Genomic DNA, 18,626 nt, shown 5'->3' with positions numbered 1-18,626 from the left:
AAGTGGCATAGAGGATAGGTAACCAATGGATTTACTTCATGCGATGCGAGTATTCGTACGGGTAGCCGACGCCGGCAGCTTCACGGCGGCGGCGCTGCAGTCCGATACCTCCACCGCTCAGGTTTCCCGGCTGGTGTCGGAGCTGGAAAATCAGCTGCAAGCGCGTCTGCTGCACCGCACAACGCGGCGTCTGTCTCTGACCGAAGCGGGCCAGCGTTTTCTCGAGCAAAGCCGCGCGATCCTTGATCAGGTCGAGCTGGCGCGGGTCGAAGCCAGCGGCGCGCATCTGGTGCCCAGAGGGCGGTTGCGGGTGCATTCCACCATCGGCCTGGGCATCCAGCTGCTGGCGACGCTCGCCGGCCGCTACGACGAGATCTATCCGGATGTCTATCTGGACCTGATCCTCTCCCAGCGCCAACCCGATTTGCTGGAAGACAACCTCGACGTGATCATCACACTGTCGCGCGAGCTGCCGGATTCCGAGTTGATTGCCCAGCGACTGGGTACGGTATTTCACGTCGTCTGCGCCTCGCCGAGTTACATCGAACAGCACGGTGCGCCGAAGGTGCCGGCCGATCTCGAACGGCATCGCTGCCTGCGGCTTGCCGATCCGGTGTTCGCCGACAGCTGGAGCTTCATCGGCGATGGCATCGAGCAAACGATTCAACCCAGCGAAACCTTCAAGGTGAACGTGGCCGAAGCCATGAGTTCGGCCGCCGAAGCGGGCATGGGCGTGTGTTTGTTGCCCGATTACGTGGCGGTCCCGGCGCTCCAGCGCGGCACGCTGGTGCGGCTGTTGCCGCAGTTCCGTCTGCAGGAAAAAACCATCTACGCGCTCTACCCGTCGCGACGGTTCCTCGATGCCAAGGTCAAGACCTGGGTCGAGTTCCTTAAAGCGGAATTGCCGCAAGCCTTCGCCATCTATCACCAGCTCATCCAGAACCCCAAATACTGGGCCTGAAGATTGTTACCACAGCGGTAACGATCCCTCTCCGGAAGCGCCATTTTTCTGCGGTTCGGCATTCTTTATTCTTTGCCTCGTGGCAGTACGCGGTTGATTTCGATCCCGCGCTGCATCGGTTGCATGATCGCTCCTTTCGGTCGACCGATGCCCTGTCATCTTTGGCTGCCTTTCCTCGTTGGCAGCCAGTTTTAATTCCCCAAGCGCTCGCCGCATCTGGCGGGCGTCAAAAACGCAAAGAGGTCGTTATGAAAAATCTACTCTGGATTGCCGGCTTGTCCGTGTTCACTCAACTGGCTATCGCTGCTCCGCAGCCCGCTCCTTATCAATACGGCGACAAGCTGGACATCGCCGAGATCATCTCGATGGAAGTGCCGAACGGCGGCTGTGAAGTGGTCGAAGCCAAGATGACCTATCTCGACTCCAAGGGCGAAACCCAGGTGATGAGCTATCTGCGCCAGGGCGCTGACTGCAACGATCACTGATCGACTGTCCGCCATCCCCTCAATCGGTCATTTCATCCCTAGCCGCTCGCGCATATCCGCTGTAATCGTTTGATCCGTCTCGTCGATTTCGGCCCAGGGGTCGTCGTCGCCCTGCTCTTCCAGCCGTGACATAAGGTTGCGGATGGTCCAGAGATTGGCACCCTTGAGCTCGGCGAGCTCGTCGCGGTGAATCGGCACCGACACCGAAAGCCCTTCACGCGCCCGCACCGAATAGGCGGCGACAGTGCTGGCGCCCTGACTGTTGCGCAAATAGTCGATGAAGATCCGTCCGACGCGGTTCTTCGGCCCGCTGACCGCAGAGAAATGCTGCGGCAGCAACTTCGCCATGTACTGCGCGATCGCCTGGCTGAACGCCTTTACTTCCTTCCAGCTCTGAGTTGGCTTTAGAGGTACTAGAATGTGTAGCCCCTTGCCTCCGCTGGTCTTGAGGAAGGATTGCAGGCCGATTTCATCCAGCAGCGTCTGGGTCAGTTGGGTCGCCTCGACCATGCGCTTCCAAGGCAGCGCTGGGTCGGGATCGAGATCCAGCACGAAGCGGTCCGGATGATCGAGTACCGGAGCGACGGCGTTCCAGGTATGCAACTCGATGGTGCCCATCTGCGCGGCGCTGACCAGGGCTTCGACGCTGTCGATGGTCATCAGTGCGGCGTGTTTGGGAAACAACGCCGTATCCAGCTGGGTAATATGCGGAATGCTCAGCTTCTCGGTGTGTTTCTGAAAGAACAGCTCGCCTTCGATGCCTTCCGGGGCGCGGACCAGTGCCAGCGGCCTCTGGCGAAGATGCGGCAATGCCCAAGGCGCCACCTCGGCGTAGAAGCGCGCCAGTTCCATCTTGGTTGCGCCAATGGATTTGTCGATGATGCGCTCGGGGTTGGAGATCTTAATCTTGCCGCCCGCGCTGCTTGCTGATTTATCAGCGGCTTTACTCTTGGTCTTGGGCGCTTTCGCCGGGCGCTCATGGGTAATGGCCTGTGCGGGCTTGTCCGAGCGCAACCCGTGGAAGACCGAGTGACGAATCACGCCCTGACGGGTCATTTCGGCGAAGGCGACTTCGCACATCAATTCCGGCTTGAGCCAATGCGCGCCTCGCACATCCGCGGCTGGCGGCGCCTTCGCCAGCGGGCTCTTGTCGATTTTCAGCGTCTTCAGCTTGGCGTGTAGGCTCTTGAGCGTTGCCTGGTTAAAACCCGTACCCACCTTGCCCGCATAATGCAACTCGCCCTCATCGTTATGCAGACCCAGCAGCAAGGCACCGAAGCCGGCGCGTGTGCCCTTTGGATCGGTAAAACCGACAATGATGAATTCCTGGCGATTCTTGCACTTGATCTTCACCCAGCTATTGCTGCGTTTGGAGACATAGGTGCTGCCAGCGCGCTTGCCAATCAATCCTTCGAGCTTCATCTGGCAGGCGCTGTCCAACACGCTTTCAGGCTGTTCAGTGAAGTCCGCGGAAAACCGCAGCAGCTCGTTGTCATTGGCTTCCAGCAGCTGACTCAAAGCCGCCCGGCGCTCTTCCAGCGGGACTTCGCGCAGGTCCATGCCGTTCAAAAAAGGCAAATCGAACAGGTAATAAATGATGGTGCCGCTACGCCCGATTTCGAAGGCGTTCTGTAGCGCCTGGAAGTCCGGAGTGCCCTCCTCGTTCGGCACCACCACTTCGCCGTCGAGCCAAGCCGACTCAAGCCCGAGCGCAGCTAGCGCTTCGGCTTGTTGTGGCATCTTAGCCGTCCAATCGTGCCCGTTGCGAGTGAACAGCTGAACCTTGCCCGACTCGATGCGCGCCATGATTCGATAGCCATCGAATTTGATCTCGTAGCGCCAGTCCCCGTCGGGCACGGACTCGACCAGCGTCGCGAGTTGCGGTTTGAGGCTGTCCGGGAGCGGCGCGGGCTTGGCGCCGGACAGCGTGGTGTGCGCGGCTTTCTTGCGAGTGCGCGCTGCAGGTGTCTTGACCGGCTTGGCGTCTATCTCGAGCTTCGCCTTGCCGCGTTTGCGCGGGATCAACGTGCGGTCGCTGAGCACGCTGTTGGGCTGTTCCTTGACGATGTCGTAGTCCTGCTCGGGTCGCGCTGCGTCGTCGTTCGACTTGATCAGAAACCACTGTTCCTTGCCGCCGTCCATGCGCGTGCGCACCAGGTTCCAGACGCCGCCGAGCTTTTCCCCTTCCAGCGTGAATTTGAGTTTGCCTTTGCGATACCCCTCGTGCGGATCGCCTTCCGGAATCCAGATGCCCCGGTCCCAGACGATCACATCACCCGCGCCGTAATGGCCGGCCGGAATAGTGCCTTCGAAGGTGGCGTAGTCCAGCGGATGGTCCTCGACGTGCACCGCCAGCCGGCGCGACTTGGGATCCAGTGACGGACCTTTGGGCACCGCCCAGCTCTTGAGCGTGCCGTCCAGTTCGAGGCGGAAGTCGTAATGCAGCCGGGACGCATCGTGCTTCTGGATGCAGTACTGAAGCGCTCCGCTTTTGTCTTGCTTGCGACGCTTTCGGGTGTCGCCGCCCGGCTCGGGCGTCGCGGCGAAATCCCGCTTACGGTTGTATTCGTCGAGGGCCATGGTGCCGGCTCCGTGACGCCGGTTTATTCGAGCGTGCCGGGATCGGACGCCGAGTCGGTCGGCCCGCCGTGGCTGGAATGACGCCCTGGATTGACTGATGCATCGTCGGCCTCCTGATCGGCCTCACCCTCAGTCGCCGGAGGCTCGCTGACAAGATCACCGTCTTCGGTCACGGTACGGCCCTGGCTGTCCTTGTGCGTATCAAGCGTTTCCTGAGGCGTCGGGTTGCCCATCGGGCTGGGACGGGCACCGCGTTCGTCTTCAGGCGTGCCGGCAGGCCACTGGGCGAACGCGGATGAAGCAATGAGGCTTGCGAATACCAATGCGAATATGGATTTCATGGTGATTCCTCGTCGTCAGGTATTGGCGCTCGCTGCAAGTGGGCTCGCGAGTTCCGTGACTGGTTGGTAGCGCCGAATTTCGAGGGACGGAAGCCGTCGGCAAGCGCAACGGCGCGGGTTTCGCCGCTTGCTTCTGGTCTGCCGAGCGGCGGCAAAGTGATGTTTACAACGGGACAGGGCCTGCTAGCGTTGTTAGATGCCGCTGACGCAAAACCGTAGCATCCGACCGCGAGCACGCTCGCCGACTCTGGAGACTCGAAAGGAGGAAGGATCATGGCTTCACGTCTACCTCTGCTGACGATTGAGAACATCCTCCGCAACTACCTGTATCCCTTCCGCTGTGACTGCCATGCTCAGGAAGACAGTCGTGTCACCGTCCGGCTCTATGAAGAGCACGTGGACGGCGAAGAGCTCACCGTTTTCGGCATCACCGATGATCAGTGCCGCGACGCTGCGAATCTGGTGCGGCTGGCTCAGGAACTGCGCTTCGAGCTGTACGCCACACGAGGCGGCCTGATGACCGCCTCGCTTTCCGACAAAGTCGCCGAGCAGTAGCCGAATGTTGCGCGGCTACTCAGCGCCTTGTCAGCGTTTCGCCTCAACGTTGGGGGTCTGCGCGCGGGTCAGATAGGCCTGGGTCAGCTCGGCAAGGTGGCTGCGCATCCACTCGGCCATCGCCACTTCTTCAGCCAGAATGCGTGTGCAGATCTCGGCAGTCTGGGTATCGCCGATGGTCTCGGCCGCCGCGATCAGAATCTCATAGGACGCGATTTCCAGATTCTCGAAGACGTAGCCCATCTGAGCGCCTTTGACGATTTCGTCATTGACCATCATGCCGCCCATGGCTTGCCCCATGGCCATCATCTTGCCGCCCAGATCCTTAAGGCCCGAATAGGACTTGTCGTAGCGCTGTAGACAGCTTTCGATCAGCTTGGCCTGGTTCTGAGTCTCGGTAATGTGTTGCTCGATCCTCGCTTTCAACTGGGGATAGTGCTCGATGCGGCTGGCCTGTTTGCTGAGCATGGACTCGGCCTGAGCCTCCATTGCGTGAGCATCGCGCAGCCATTCGATCAAACGTTCGACGCGGACGTCGTTTCCGGTTTGTGCACTTTGCATGTCGCTTCTCCCATGGGTTGGATACCGATTGGGTCTACACCCTTGTAAGTGTGAAAGGAGCCGCCACAGGGAGTTCCACGCATCCGACTGAATGCACGTTGATGAACTTTGGAAAACCGCCATCAGTCATCTGAAGCAGTCATTCGTACGGAGCTGGCTTATCGAACCCCTCGCCTTGCCCATGCCCTGGGAGAACTACATAGACGAGCCCGCATTGCGGGTACTGCTGGCGGCCTCCTTCGTGGTGGTCGTATTAAGCGTGTTTGGCCGTGTACTGACCGCGGTGATGCTGCGATTGGGGCGCAGGTTTCTTTTTACCAAGGCAGTGTCCGAGCAGTTGGAAAAGCCCATTCGGCTGTTGCTTCCACTGCTTGGCCTGCAGGCAGTCTTAACGGCTTCCGGGGATGAATTCGCCTTGCTGGATGCGGCTCGGCGCATAACGGCCCTGTTGATCATCGGTTGCTTCACCTGGCTCGCTCTACGGCTTTTGCGCGGCCTTGAGCAAGCCGTGCGAATGAAGAACCCCGTGGATGTCAGCGATAACCTGCGCGCACGGCAAATCCAGACGCAGTCGCGCGTGCTGCTACGGACACTGGGTTTTTTCGTCCTGCTGATTGGCGCTGCCAGCATGCTGATGACCTTCCCGGCGGCGCGCCAGCTCGGTGCCAGCCTGCTCGCTTCGGCAGGTCTCGCTGGCCTTGCCGTGGGCTTCGCTGCGCGTCCGGTGCTCGCCAACCTGATCGCAGGCATACAGATTGCGATCACTCAGCCGATTCGGCTGGATGACGTGGTGATCGTTGAAAACGAGTGGGGCCGGATCGAGGAAATCACCGGGACGTACGTCATCGTTCGCATCTGGGATGACCGCCGGTTGGTAGTGCCTCTGCAGTACTTCATCGAGAAACCGTTCCAGAACTGGACGCGGCGCAACTCCAGCATCATCGGCTCGGTGTTTCTCTGGGTCGACTATTCACTGCCACTGGAGCCGTTGCGCGAAGAACTGCGACGGCTCTGCCAAGACGTTCCGCAGCTGTGGGACGGCCGCGTCATCGTGCTGCAGGTGACAGACACCAGTGAGAAATCCATTCAGCTGCGGGTGCTGGTGAGCTCCCCGGATTCGTCGCGCAATTGGGATCTGCGCTGCCATTTACGTGAGGGCTTGATCGGCTTCGTTCAGCGTCAATACCCACAATGCCTGCCGCAACTGCGGGCAGACCTTAGCGTTGGGCACAAGCCGAACATCGACAAGTCCGTTCCGGAGCATATGGAACCGGAGCGTCAGCCGCCGGTTTGAACGCGGCGGATGAGACCCTCGGCTCGCCCCGAGTGCGGGCGCCTGGTTACCACTTCGGTGCAGCGCTTATGTCGATCAGTCCTGCTCGCGGAGTTTATCGAGCAGCTGCTCGTATTTGATCGGCAACTGCTCCAATCCGTAGCGCGCGGCCTGCTTGCGAATGTCCACTCGGTCTCCGGCGAACCGCACGGTCTCGCTGATGCTGACCTGGCGTTCGCCTTGCATCAACGCAAAGGCGTAGCACTGAGTGCCGCCGGCATCTTCTTCACTGTCATCGGCAACGCCGGTGTTGGCGACGGCGACATTGGCGACGCTGGCATTCAGCGCGCCGATCGCCATCTCGGTGGCAACCTCTTCGCTGGTCAGGCCAAAGGTTTCGATGGTTTCGAAACTGACATGAAGTAGACGGTTCTTCGCTTTTGGCGAGTAAACGACGAAGCCGCTGTCGAGCACTTGGCCGCACCCAGGAACGTCGCCTAGCAGCGAGGCCATCAGGCCACAGGTGCAGGATTCCGCCGTGGTCAATTTCATCTCTTTGTCGCTAAAAAACCGCACGATTTCAGCAAGGTCTTGCATGGTCTTGGCTCCGACTGGCAGCGGTAAAACAACGGTGTCGCGTCAGTTTTCCGAGCCGGCCTTCGAGGGCAAAGTTCCACCTGGCGGTTTTGGTCGAAAACTGAGAACGAATTCATAGCGCTGGAGTCTTTTTCAAGGTAGGGCCTTCGCGCGTCTACGCCGCGTAACAAGCGACTCCAAAAAAAGAAGAAACCACTCTTGCCGTGCTCATGATCTGCAGCTCCAGAGGGATGCTGCTTGGAAAACAAACGTGCTTGTGATCGGCCTCACGCCAACACCGATCACCTGGGGAAAGTGCTTATGAGTATTGCTGCGGTAAATGGCCAATCTGCCCGACCAAAAACAATCCAACGTCCGGGCGTGCTCGTCGAGCGACCAGTGCTGCAACTTCGCAGCACGCAGATCGATAAGAAAAAGATCCTTTTCGTAACTTCGGAGCTGACCGATCTGGTCAAGACGGGCGGGCTCGCCGACGTTTCTGCCGCCCTGCCCCGCGCGCTGGGCGATATGCACGATGTCCGCGTGCTGATCCCCGGTTACACACAGGTCATGGAATGCGGCGAACCGATCCGCATCGTTGGCAGCGTGCACGCCTACAGCGACCTGCCGCCCTGCAAAGTCGGCCGCCTCGACATGCCGGACGGCCTGATCATCTACGTGCTGATCTGCCCGGAACTGTACGAGCGCGACGGTCTGCCGTATGGCGACGAACATGGCAATGACTGGCCGGATAACCCGGTGCGTTTCGCCCGCTTGTGCCTGGCGGCAGCGGACATCGCCGCGGGCACCGCCTGCATTCGCTGGGCACCTGATCTGGTCCATGCGCACGACTGGCCGACCGGCCTGACGCCTGCGTACATGAAGTGGCGCGGCTTGAGCACGCCCAGCATCTTCACCATTCACAACCTGGCGTATCAGGGCAACATCGACATGAGCCTGCGGCGCAAACTGGGCATTCCCCAGGAAGCCTGCAGCCCCGAGCGAATGGAATTCTACGGCGCGCTGTCGTTCCTCAAGGCAGGGATTGCCTACGCCAACCGGGTCACGACCGTCAGCGCGACCTACGCCGAAGAAATCACGACGCCCGAGTTCGGCTGCGGTATGGAGGGTTTTCTTGCGATGAAAGCGCGCCAGGGCCTGCTAAGCGGACTGCTGAACGGCATCGACGAGAGCTGGGAGCCACAGACCTGCACGCACCTGATCAGCCAGTTCGGTCCGCATGAGTGGGCCGGCAAGCAGGCCAATGCGGCCCATGTGCGTGACCTGTTCGGTCTGGAGCCGGGCGAGGGCCCGCTATTCGCCGTGGTGTCCCGGCTCGTGCACCAGAAAGGCATCGACCTGACCATCGAGGTGGCCGAAACCATCGTCCAGCACGGCGGCCAGCTGGCCATTCTCGGTCGTGGTGAGCCGCATATCGAAGACCAGGTGCGCCGGCTCACGGAGCGCTTTCCCGGTCGGGTCGGCGCGCACATCGGCTTCAACGAGACCGATGCCCGACGGCTGTTCGCCGGCAGTGACTTCCTGCTCATGCCCTCGCGCTACGAGCCCTGCGGCCTGAGCCAGATGTACGCCCAGCGCTTCGCGGCGCTGCCCATCGCCCACCGCACCGGCGGGCTGGCGGACAGCATCGACGACGGCGTCACCGGGTTTCTGTTCAGCGAAGCCACGACGCCAAGCTACCGCCAGGCTGTGGAACGGGCACTGGCAGTGCATGAGAACCCGCACTTACTCAACGCGATGCGTTGCCGGGCCATGAGCGGCGGTTTCTTCTGGCGCCACGCAATCGAACCGTATGACCGGCTGTATCGACAGTTGCTGGGTGAGCGGCGCGAAGCCCAGGCCATCTTTTAACGAGGTCAATCAATGCAAAACAGGCCAGCCCGTGACGGGCGACACGGACCGGTGCTACTCGACGCTTCGCGTATCCGGTTCAGGCTCTGGGCACCCGACGCGCAACGCGTCAGCCTGGTGATGGTCGGCGGCGATACGCTGCCCATGCAGGAAGGCGAAGACGGTTGGTACAGCATCGAGGCGAATGCAACCGCCGGCTCGCAATACAGCTTTCTCATCGATGACGAACTGACGGTGCCCGACCCCGCCTCGCGTGCGCAATCTATCGACGTGCACGACCCCAGCGTCGTGGTCGATCCCGATGCCTATCAGTGGTGCAACCGTGACTGGCAGGGTCGGCCGTGGCACGAAACCGTGCTCTATGAATTGCACGTGTCCGCATACGGCGGCTACACGCAGATCGAGCAGCGCCTTCCTGCCCTTGCCGAACTGGGCGTCACCGCCATCGAACTGATGCCGCTCGCCGAATTTCCCGGTGATCGCAACTGGGGCTACGACGGCGTTCTGCTCTATGCACCCGAGGCGTCCTACGGCACGCCCGAGCAGCTCAAGCACCTGATCGACACGGCCCACGGTGTGGGGCTGATGGTTTTTATCGATGTGGTCTACAACCACTTCGGGCCGGACGGCAATTACCTGCACCGCTACGCCAAACATTTCTTCCGCCACGATCAGCAGACGCCTTGGGGAGACGCCATCGATTTCCGCCGCCGTGAAGTGCGCGACTTCTTCATCGATAACGCGCTGATGTGGCTGATGGAATACCGCTTCGATGGCCTGCGCATGGATGCCGTTCATGCCATTCCGGATCGAACCTTCCTCACCGAACTCGCCGAGCGGGTGCGCGCCGAAACGGAGCCGGGCCGTCATGTGCATCTGGTACTGGAAAACGAAGACAACCGCGCCAGCCTGCTTACCCAAGGGTTTACCGCCCAATGGGACGATGACGGGCACAACGTGCTGCATACGCTGCTGACCGGGGAAAGCCAGGGTTACTACGCGGAATACCATCAGGACGCGACCGACAAACTGGTGCGTTTCCTCGGCGAAGGCTTTATCTATCAGGGCCAGCAGAACCGTCGCGGTGAATCCCGTGGCGAGCCCAGTGGCCATCTTTCCCCGACGTCGTTCGTGCTGTTTCTGCAGAACCATGACCAGACCGGCAACCGCGCGTTCGGCGACCGGCTGATCAGCCTTACCGATCCCGATTCCCTGAAGGCGGCGACCACCATCCTGCTGCTCTCGCCTATGATCCCGCTGCTGTTCATGGGCGAGGAATGGGGGGCGCGCGAACCTTTCCTGTTTTTCACCAGCCACCACGGCGAACTGGCTGATGCCGTTCGGGAAGGCCGCCGCGGCGAATTCGCCGAGTTTTCCGAATTTGCCGACGAGCAGACCCGCGCGCGCATCCCGGACCCGAACGCAGTGGAGACGTTCGAGGCGTCCAAACCTGACTTCAGCAAGCGAGATCAGCCGGAACATGCCGAGTGGCTGGCGCTGTATCGCCAACTGTTGAAAATCCGCCATCGCGAAATCATGCCGCGCCTCGAAGGCTCGCGGTTCCTCGGCGCGCAGGCGCTTGCAGATGTCGCCGCCCTCGCCCGCTGGCGTCTCGGCGATGGCAGCGAGCTGCGCCTGGAATTGAATCTCGGCGACCGCGACGTTGAGGTGACTCTCGCTGCGACGGCGCGCCTGCTGCACACCAGCCGAAACACCGACACTTCCAATCCAGGCACGCTGCCCGCGCGCTCCGCCAGGATGTATTTGGAGACTGCAGATGAGCGATGAACGACTGAACCGCCTGGCCGAGGCAGCGGGCCTGTCCATCGATTGGGTAGACGCCGATGGCCGCGACCAGCGGGTAAGCCCCGAAGTGCTGAGTGCCGTGCTCAACGGATTAGGGCTAGCGGCCGGCAGCGATGAAGAAATCGAGAGCAGCCTGAAAAAGCTCGACGCTATCAATGGCGGCGCCAACTTGCCGCCCTTGCTCACCCTGGATCAGGGGATTGCACTGGAGCTGGGCCAATACTGCAAACCGTCCACGCCCTACCGCCTGGAATTGGAAGACGGCAGCCTGCATGACGGAACGCTGGATGGTCAGGCCCGCCTGGCCGCGATCGACACGCCCGGCTACCACCAACTGGATATCGCCGGTCAGCGACTGACTATCGCGGTGGCGCCGCATGCCTGCCCCAGTGTCGAAGACGTCGCCGGCCCCAACGCTTGGGGGCTTACTGCTCAGCTGTACGGCCTACGCCGCCCCGGCGATGGTGGACTGGGCGATACCCTGGCGCTGGAAACCCTGGTGCGTAACGCCGCCGCGCATGGCGCTTCAGCGCTGGGCATCAGCCCGATCCATGCCATGTTCCCGGTCAATAGTGGTCAGTACAGCCCGTATTCACCCTCCAGCCGGCTTTTCTACAACATTCTGCATAGCGCACCGGAAGCGGTGCTTGGTGAGAAGCCCGTACGGATCGCCATCGAGTCCTGCGGCCTGGGCGAAGAACTGCAGCGTCTGGAACAACTCGAGCTGATCGACTGGAACGCCGTGTCCAGAACCCGTCAGTGCCTGCTTCGTGCGCTTTACGAAGATTTCTGCACGGGCGGAAATGCCCAGCAGGCCGACTTCGATAGTTTCCGCGAGGCAGGCGGCGAGGCGCTGGAAAACCATTGTCGATTCGAGGCCCTGCACGCAACGCTGCTCAGTCCCGACGGACATCCGCAACACTGGCGCGACTGGCCGGAGCAGTACCGCACCCCACAGAGCCCTGGTATCGAGCAATTTGCCCAGGAACACGCCAACGAGTTGAGCTATTACGCCTTCTGCCAGTGGCTGATCGCGCGCGGGCTGGAGCGTGCGCAGACCGCAGCGCAGAGCGCCGGGATGAAGATCGGCCTGATCAGCGATCTGGCCGTCGGCGCCGATGGCGGCGGCAGTCAGGCCTGGAGCCGGCAGGACGAAGTACTGGCCGCACTGAGCGTCGGCGCGCCGCCGGACATCATCAATCGCCAGGGTCAGAGCTGGGGCATTTCCGCATTTTCGCCCTGGGGTCTGAAGGCCCACGGTTATCGCGCCTTCATCGAGATGGTGCGCGCCAACCTGGCGCACGCCGGCGGCATGCGCATCGATCACGTGATGGGCCTGATGCGCCTGTGGGTGATGCCCTCCGGCGCAGGGCCTGCTGAAGGCGCCTATCTGAATTACCCGTTCGACGACTTGCTGCGGCTGCTCTCGCTGGAAGCCTGGCGGCGCAATGCGGTGATCCTCGGCGAGGACTTGGGCACCGTACCGGAGGGGCTGCGTGAGAAACTGGCGGCGCGCAACCTGCTGGCCATGCGCGTGCTGTTCTTCGAGCGCGACCATAACGGCAACTTCAAACCACCGATGCAGTGGCCGCGCAGTGCGCTGGCCACCTCCACCACCCATGACCTGCCAACCATCAACGGCTGGTGGCAAGGCCACGACATCGATTGGCGCATCCAGGTTGGCCAGCACCAAGAGCATGAACGTCCGGCGCAACTGGAAGAACGCGAGCGCGAACGGGCCGGCCTGCTTCGTCTGTTGCGCGAGTACGCGCCGAATGTCGAAGGCGATCTTAGCGACCCGCAAGTGCTGGCCGACGCTTGCGCGGCCTTTCTCGGGCGCACGCCAGCGCCGCTGGTGTTGTTTCCGGTCGAGGATGCGCTGTGCCTGCTGGAACAGCCGAACATGCCAGGCACCACCGACGCCCACCCCAACTGGCGTCGCCGCTACCCCGGCGACAGCGCCACGCTGCTCGACGAGCCAGCATCTACGCGCCGTCTGGACACCCTTGCTGAAGCCCGTAAGCAGAACATTGGAAGCGATCATCGATGAAAGACCTGAGCGCCACCCTGCGATTGCAATTTCATCGGGACTTCACCTTGGACGATGCGACCGCTCTGGTCGATTACTTCGCCGACCTCGGTATTAGCCACCTCTACGCATCGCCCCTGTTGACGGCGCGGCCCGGCTCGATGCACGGCTACGATGTCATCGACCCGACCCGCATCAATCCTGAACTTGGCGGCGAGCCGGCCCTGCGCCGTCTGGTCGACGCGCTACGCGCCAAAGGCATGGGGCTGATCCTCGATATCGTCTCCAACCACATGGCCGTTGGCGGCGCGGGCAATCCCTGGTGGTTGGACGTGCTCGAATGGGGCCGCCGCAGCCCCTATGCACAGTTCTTCGATATCCAATGGAATTCGCCCGATCCCTTGCTCGAAGGCCAACTGCTGGTCCCCTTCCTGGGCTGCGACTATGGCGAGGCCCTGCAGGACGGCAAGATTCCGCTGCGGCTGGATGTGGAAAACGGCGCCTTCCATGCCGAACACTACGAGCACCGCTTCCCTATTACGCCACCCAGCTACGGCGAGCTCCTACGGCTGACCGATAACCCGGAGCTGCGCGCCCTGGCGCAACATTTCGATGCGCTTAAAACCGAGCCGGCGCCTTATCAGACTGCTCGTCAGCTGCGCGCCGATTTGGCGCAGTTACTGAAAGACAGCGCACTACGGCAAACCCTCGAAGACGCGCTCAGACACTACGACTCGACCACCGAGGAAGGCTTCAAACGTCTTCACGGACTGCTCGAACGGCAGAACTACCGCCTCGCCAGCTGGCGTACCGCAGGCGACGACATCAACTGGCGGCGTTTCTTCGATATCAACGAGCTGGGCGGCCTGCGTGTCGAGCGGCCGGTGGTGTTCGAGGAAACCCACGCAAAGATCTTCGAATTGCTCGCCGAAGGGTTGGTAGATGGTTTGCGCATCGATCACATCGACGGGCTGGCCAATCCGCGTGGTTATTGCCGTCGGCTGCGACGCCGGGTGGACCGCCTGAACGCTGCTCGGCCTGTGGAAGCGGCACAGGATCACGTACCCATCTACGTCGAAAAAATCCTCGCCGAGGGCGAACGCCTGCACGACGACTGGGGCGTGGATGGCACCACTGGCTACGAATTCATGAATCAGATTTCGCTGCTGCAGCACGATCCCGCCGGCAAGGCCGTGCTCTGCGGGCTATGGAGCGAAACCGCCGAACGCCCTGCGGATTTCATGGAGGAAGTGCGGCAGGCGCGGCAGTTGGTGCTAACCGGGCCATTGGCCGGCGACTTCGAGGCCGTCGCCCAGGCACTCCTGCAAGTAGCGCGCTACGACGTGATGACGCGGGATATCACGCTTGGCGCGATCCGCCGCGCGCTGCTGGAGCTGATCGTGCACTTCCCGGTGTACCGAACCTATGTCGGTGCCCGTGGCCGGCGCGAGGCTGACGAGCCGTTCTTCCAGCAGGCGCTGGCCGGCGCACGCACAACGCTTGGCGAGGCGGACTGGCCTTTGCTGGATCTGCTCGATCGCTGGCTCGGCGGCGAAAGCCTGCGCGCATTGCCGCCAGGCCCGGCCCGGCGAATCCGTCGCTATGCCTGCACGCGCTTTCAGCAGCTCACCTCGCCTGCGGCTGCCAAGGCCGTGGAAGACACCGCCTGCTATCGCTCCGGTGCATTGCTGTCACGCAACGACGTGGGGTTCGATCCGCAGACCTTCAGCGCACCGGTGCAGGCTTTTCACGCTGCTTGTCTGGAGCGTGCCGAACACTTTCCGCGCAACCTGCTGACCACCGCGACCCACGACCATAAGCGCGGCGAAGACACCCGCGCTCGTATGACGGTGATCAGCGAACGCGCCGAATGGTTCGCCGCCAAGGTGCGCCACTGGCGACAACTCGCTTACGGCCAGCGTCAAGAGTTGGCCGACGGGCCGGCGCCGTCGGCGGGCGACGAGATGCTGTTGTTCCAGATATTGCTCGGGTGCTGGCCGCTGGACCTGAACGCCGATGACAAGCCAGCCATGGAGGCGTTTTGCGAGCGGATCATCAAGTGGCAGGAAAAGGCCGTGCGCGAAGCCAAGCTGCGCAGCACCTGGACCGATCCTCACAGCGAATACGAAAGCGCCTGCCAGCAGTACTTGCGTGCCCTGCTGCTTGGCGATGAATGCCGGACGCTGCGCAATGAAATCGCCGAGGCTGCGCTCGAACTGGCGCCGGCCGGCGCCTTGAACAGCCTGACCCAGACACTGCTGCGCATGACCACGCCCGGCGTGCCGGACCTTTATCAAGGTGCCGATTACTGGGATTTCAGCCTGGTCGATCCGGACAACCGCCGCCCCGTCGACTTCGACCGGCGTCGCGCCACTTTCGACCTACAGGCGCAACCGGCTGAGCTGCTGGCGAACTGGCAGGACGGCCGCATCAAACAATGGCTGATCGGTCGCATCCTCGGATTGCGGCGTTCGCAGCCACGGCTGTTCACTGAGGGTAACTACCTGCCGTTGGCTATCGAGGGCGAACACGCCGATCGGTTGATCGCCTTCGCCCGCGAGTTCGACGGCAGTTGGCTCATCGTGGTGGCGGTACGGCTCGCCAGCGACTTGCTGGCCGACAGCCAAACACCGCAGATCCCGGCTGAGCGCTGGGGTGACACGCGGGTGCGATTGCCCGATGCGCTGAGCGGTCACGGGCTGGAGCGACTTTTTGACGGAATGACAGTCACACCCAAACAAGCGGTTTTGAGTGTCACAGAAACATTGCAACAACTGCCGGTGGCGGTTCTACAGGTAACGATCAGTTCAACAGGAGAATCAGAACGATGAACAAGAACGAGCAGCGCATCCGCGAACTCGCTTACGACATTTGGGTATCGGAGGGCCGCCCGCACGGCGAGGACGAACGTCATTGGGAAATGGCTCGCAAGCTCGCCGAGGCAGAGGCCAAGCCGGGTGATAAACCCGCAAGCCGCGCCCGCAAGACCGCCACCAAACCGACCGACGCAACCCCAGCCGCCAAAACCTCGAAGGCGAAAACGGCGAAGGATGCCAACGATCCGAAAGACGTCAAACCCGCCAAGGCCGCCGCTGCCGCCAAGGGCACGGCAAGTCCGAAAGCCAAAGCCGGCACCGATGCCGCTGAAGGCACGCCAGCGGGCGTTAAGAAAACCCGCGCACCCCGCACCCGAAAAGAAACCTGAACGACCAGATGCGCCAAGGCTCCAGCTGCATTGGCGCATCGAACAACCGCGGGTAACCGCCTGCACGGCCTCGAGCACGCACGAGCTGCCATCGGAGATTTCATGAGTAGAAAAAAGCCTACGGCGCCTCAGATTCTAACCTCTTCGCGTATTCGCGAAGGCCTCCCCTTCCCGCTTGGCGCCACCTGGGACGGGCTTGGGGTCAACTTCGCGATCTTTTCCGCGAACGCCACCAAGGTTGAGCTGTGCCTGTTCGATGCCGATGGCGAAACCGAACTCGAGCGCATCGAACTACCCGAATACACCGACGAGATCTGGCATGGCTACCTGCCAGACGCCCATCCGGGGCAGATCTATGGCTATCGCGTGCACGGCCCGTACGAGCCCGAAGCCGGTCACCGTTTCAATCCCAACAAATTGCTGATCGACCCGTATGCCAAGCAATTGGTGGGCGAGCTGAAATGGTCCGAGGCGCTGTTCGGGTACACCATCGGCCATCCCGATGCCGACCTCAGCTTTGACGAGCGAGACAGCGCGCCCTTCGTCCCAAAATGCAAGATCATCGATCCGGCGTTCACCTGGGGCCACGACCGCCCGGTACAGGTCCCCTGGGATCGCACCATCATTTATGAAACCCACGTGCGTGGCTTCACCATGCGGCATCCGTCGGTAGCCGAAGACATGCGCGGCACTTTTGGCGGCTTCAAGACGCCAGAAGTGATCGACTACCTGAGCAAACTCGGCGTGTCGTCTATCGAGTTTCTGCCCATTCATGCCTTCGTCCAGGACCAGCATCTGCTGGAGAAAGGCATGAGCAACTACTGGGGCTACAACAGCATCGCCTTCTTCGCGCCGCATCCGAAATACCTGGCCAGCGGCAAGATCAGCGAGTTCAAGGAAATGGTCGCGCACCTGCACAATGCCGACCTCGAGGTCATTCTCGATGTGGTCTACAACCACACCGCCGAAGGCAACGAGCTGGGCCCGACCCTGTCCATGCGCGGCATCGATAACGTCTCCTACTACCGGTTGATGCCGGACGAAAAGCGCTACTACATCAACGACTCCGGCACTGGCAACACGCTGGACATGAGCCATCCCTGCGTGGTGCAGATGGTCACCGACTCCCTGCGCTACTGGGCTGAAGAAATGCACGTCGATGGCTTCCGCTTCGATCTGGCGACCATTCTGGGCCGGGAGCACGATGGTTATGACGAACGCCACGGCTTCCTCGTCGCCTGTCGTCAGGACCCGGTACTGGCCAAGACCAAGCTCATCGCCGAGCCTTGGGACTGCGGGCCTGGCGGCTATCAGGTCGGTGGTTTCCCACCCGGATGGGCCGAGTGGAACGATCAATATCGCGACACCGTGCGAGCGTTCTGGAGAGGTGATGACGGCCAGCTGGCCGATTTCGCCAGCCGTCTTACCGGCTCGGGTGATCTGTTCAACCAGCGCGGCCGCCGGCCGTTCAGTTCGGTCAATTTCGTGACGGCACACGACGGTTTCACGCTCAAGGACTTGGTGTCTTACAACCACAAGCACAACGAGGACAACGACGAAGACAACCGCGACGGCAGCGATAACAACATTTCCTGGAATCACGGCGTCGAAGGCCCGACCGATGATGCGGAAATCAACGAACTGCGCTTCCGTCAGATGCGTAACTTCTTCGCCACGCTGCTGTTCTCGCAGGGCACGCCGATGATCGTTGCCGGCGATGAGTTCGCGCGGACCCAGCACGGCAACAACAACGCCTACTGCCAGGACAGTGAAATCGGTTGGGTGAATTGGGATATCCCCGAAGATAGTCGGACCTTGCAGGCCTTCGTTCGCAAACTGATTCGCCTGCGCCAGCGCTACCCGATGCTGCGTCGTGGACGTTTCCTGGTCGGCGCCTACAACGAGGAACTGGGCGTCAAGGACGTCACCTGGCTCGCGCCGCATGCTGAAGAGATGACCGTCGAGCACTGGGAAGACGGCAACAACCGCTGCATGGGCATGCTGCTCGATGGCCGCGCGCAGGCGACCGGCATTCGCAAGGCCGGTTCGGACGCAACCTTGCTGCTGATCGTCAACTCACATCACGACATCGTGAATTTCACCCTGCCGGAAGTACCGCAAGGCATTTACTGGAACCGCTTGATCGACACCAACAACCCCGTCGCACGCGCCGAGCGTTTCGAATTCAGCGATGAATACGGACTGACCGGCCGCTCGCTGCTGCTGTTCGAGTTGATCAAGGAAGAGGAATAACGCCGATCCATCGCCAAACGCGGAGCCCCGACATCGGGGCTTCGACTTATCTAAAGGCCACGCCGGCAGCTACTCAACCCTTCGATGGTTCTCGACGTGCGGTATGAACCCTCGCGAATGTCTCCAGTC

14 protein-coding genes are annotated in these 18,626 nt (G+C 61.5%); 10 read left to right on the top strand and 4 right to left on the bottom strand.

Going from position 1 to position 18,626, the window contains the following annotated elements; translation table 11 throughout:
- The first annotated feature begins 25 nt into the window (after window positions 1-25).
- Complete coding sequence (locus V6943_RS18505) at window positions 26-961, top strand: LysR family transcriptional regulator (protein WP_340554987.1); 936 nt, start codon at window positions 26-28, stop codon at window positions 959-961.
- A gap of 248 nt (window positions 962-1,209) precedes the next feature.
- Entirely contained in the window at window positions 1,210-1,446 is a 237-nt protein-coding gene (locus V6943_RS18500) for a DUF2790 domain-containing protein (RefSeq protein ID WP_340554986.1), read from the top strand.
- A gap of 27 nt (window positions 1,447-1,473) precedes the next feature.
- On the opposite strand, the gene ligD is transcribed toward V6943_RS18500, so the two are convergent.
- The gene (ligD, locus tag V6943_RS18495; protein WP_340554985.1) at window positions 1,474-4,026 is read right to left on the bottom strand and encodes a DNA ligase D; all 2,553 of its coding nucleotides are present in this window, start codon (window positions 4,024-4,026) and stop codon (window positions 1,474-1,476) included.
- 23 nt (window positions 4,027-4,049) lie between these two features.
- Window positions 4,050-4,367 carry a hypothetical protein gene (locus V6943_RS18490; protein ID WP_340554984.1) on the bottom strand — a complete coding sequence of 106 codons (318 nt, stop codon included), beginning with the start codon at window positions 4,365-4,367 and terminating at the stop codon, window positions 4,050-4,052.
- A gap of 273 nt (window positions 4,368-4,640) precedes the next feature.
- On the opposite strand from V6943_RS18490, the gene V6943_RS18485 reads away from it, so the two are divergent.
- A complete protein-coding gene (locus tag V6943_RS18485) occupies window positions 4,641-4,922 on the top strand; it encodes a DUF1652 domain-containing protein (protein ID WP_131648814.1) in 282 nt (93 codons plus the stop codon).
- Window positions 4,923-4,952: 30 nt separating this feature from the next.
- On the opposite strand, the gene V6943_RS18480 is transcribed toward V6943_RS18485, so the two are convergent.
- Window positions 4,953-5,483 carry a ferritin-like domain-containing protein gene (locus V6943_RS18480; protein WP_131648815.1) on the bottom strand — a complete coding sequence of 177 codons (531 nt, stop codon included), beginning with the start codon at window positions 5,481-5,483 and terminating at the stop codon, window positions 4,953-4,955.
- 181 nt (window positions 5,484-5,664) lie between these two features.
- Here V6943_RS18480 and V6943_RS18475 point away from each other — a divergent pair, with 181 nt between their 5' ends.
- Entirely contained in the window at window positions 5,665-6,777 is a 1,113-nt protein-coding gene (locus V6943_RS18475) for a mechanosensitive ion channel family protein (RefSeq protein ID WP_131648984.1), read from the top strand.
- 75 nt (window positions 6,778-6,852) lie between these two features.
- Here the strand turns inward: V6943_RS18475 and V6943_RS18470 are convergent, their stop codons facing one another.
- Complete coding sequence (locus V6943_RS18470) at window positions 6,853-7,353, bottom strand: CinA family protein (protein ID WP_131648816.1); 501 nt, start codon at window positions 7,351-7,353, stop codon at window positions 6,853-6,855.
- 300 nt (window positions 7,354-7,653) lie between these two features.
- On the opposite strand from V6943_RS18470, the gene glgA reads away from it, so the two are divergent.
- From glgA to glgX, 6 genes are all read left to right on the top strand, one after another.
- Window positions 7,654-9,204, top strand: coding sequence for a glycogen synthase GlgA (gene glgA / locus V6943_RS18465; RefSeq protein ID WP_131648817.1), 1,551 nt, complete (start codon window positions 7,654-7,656; stop codon window positions 9,202-9,204).
- Between the two features lie 12 nt (window positions 9,205-9,216).
- Window positions 9,217-10,992, top strand: coding sequence for a malto-oligosyltrehalose trehalohydrolase (gene treZ / locus V6943_RS18460; protein ID WP_340554983.1), 1,776 nt, complete (start codon window positions 9,217-9,219; stop codon window positions 10,990-10,992).
- Window positions 10,982-13,060 (top strand): 4-alpha-glucanotransferase, encoded by a 2,079-nt coding sequence (gene malQ / locus V6943_RS18455; protein WP_340554982.1) that lies wholly within the window; start codon window positions 10,982-10,984, stop codon window positions 13,058-13,060. Before treZ ends, malQ begins: the two co-directional genes overlap by 11 nt.
- A complete protein-coding gene (locus tag V6943_RS18450) occupies window positions 13,057-15,870 on the top strand; it encodes a malto-oligosyltrehalose synthase (RefSeq protein WP_340554981.1) in 2,814 nt (937 codons plus the stop codon). The genes malQ and V6943_RS18450 overlap by 4 nt, the downstream gene beginning before the upstream one ends.
- Window positions 15,867-16,244, top strand: a complete 378-nt coding sequence (locus V6943_RS18445; RefSeq protein WP_340554980.1) for a DUF2934 domain-containing protein — start codon at window positions 15,867-15,869, stop codon at window positions 16,242-16,244. The genes V6943_RS18450 and V6943_RS18445 overlap by 4 nt, the downstream gene beginning before the upstream one ends.
- 102 nt (window positions 16,245-16,346) lie before the next feature.
- On the top strand, window positions 16,347-18,497 hold the full coding sequence (gene glgX, locus V6943_RS18440; protein ID WP_340554979.1) for a glycogen debranching protein GlgX: 2,151 nt from the start codon (window positions 16,347-16,349) through the stop codon (window positions 18,495-18,497).
- Window positions 18,498-18,626 lie beyond the last annotated feature (129 nt).

Source organism: Pseudomonas sp. CBC3 (genome assembly GCF_037967085.1).
In the GTDB taxonomy this organism is placed as follows: Bacteria; Pseudomonadota; Gammaproteobacteria; order Pseudomonadales; family Pseudomonadaceae; genus Stutzerimonas.
The sequence above is the reverse complement of the archived record's forward strand: the minus strand, read 5'-3'. Positions and strand labels throughout refer to the sequence as shown.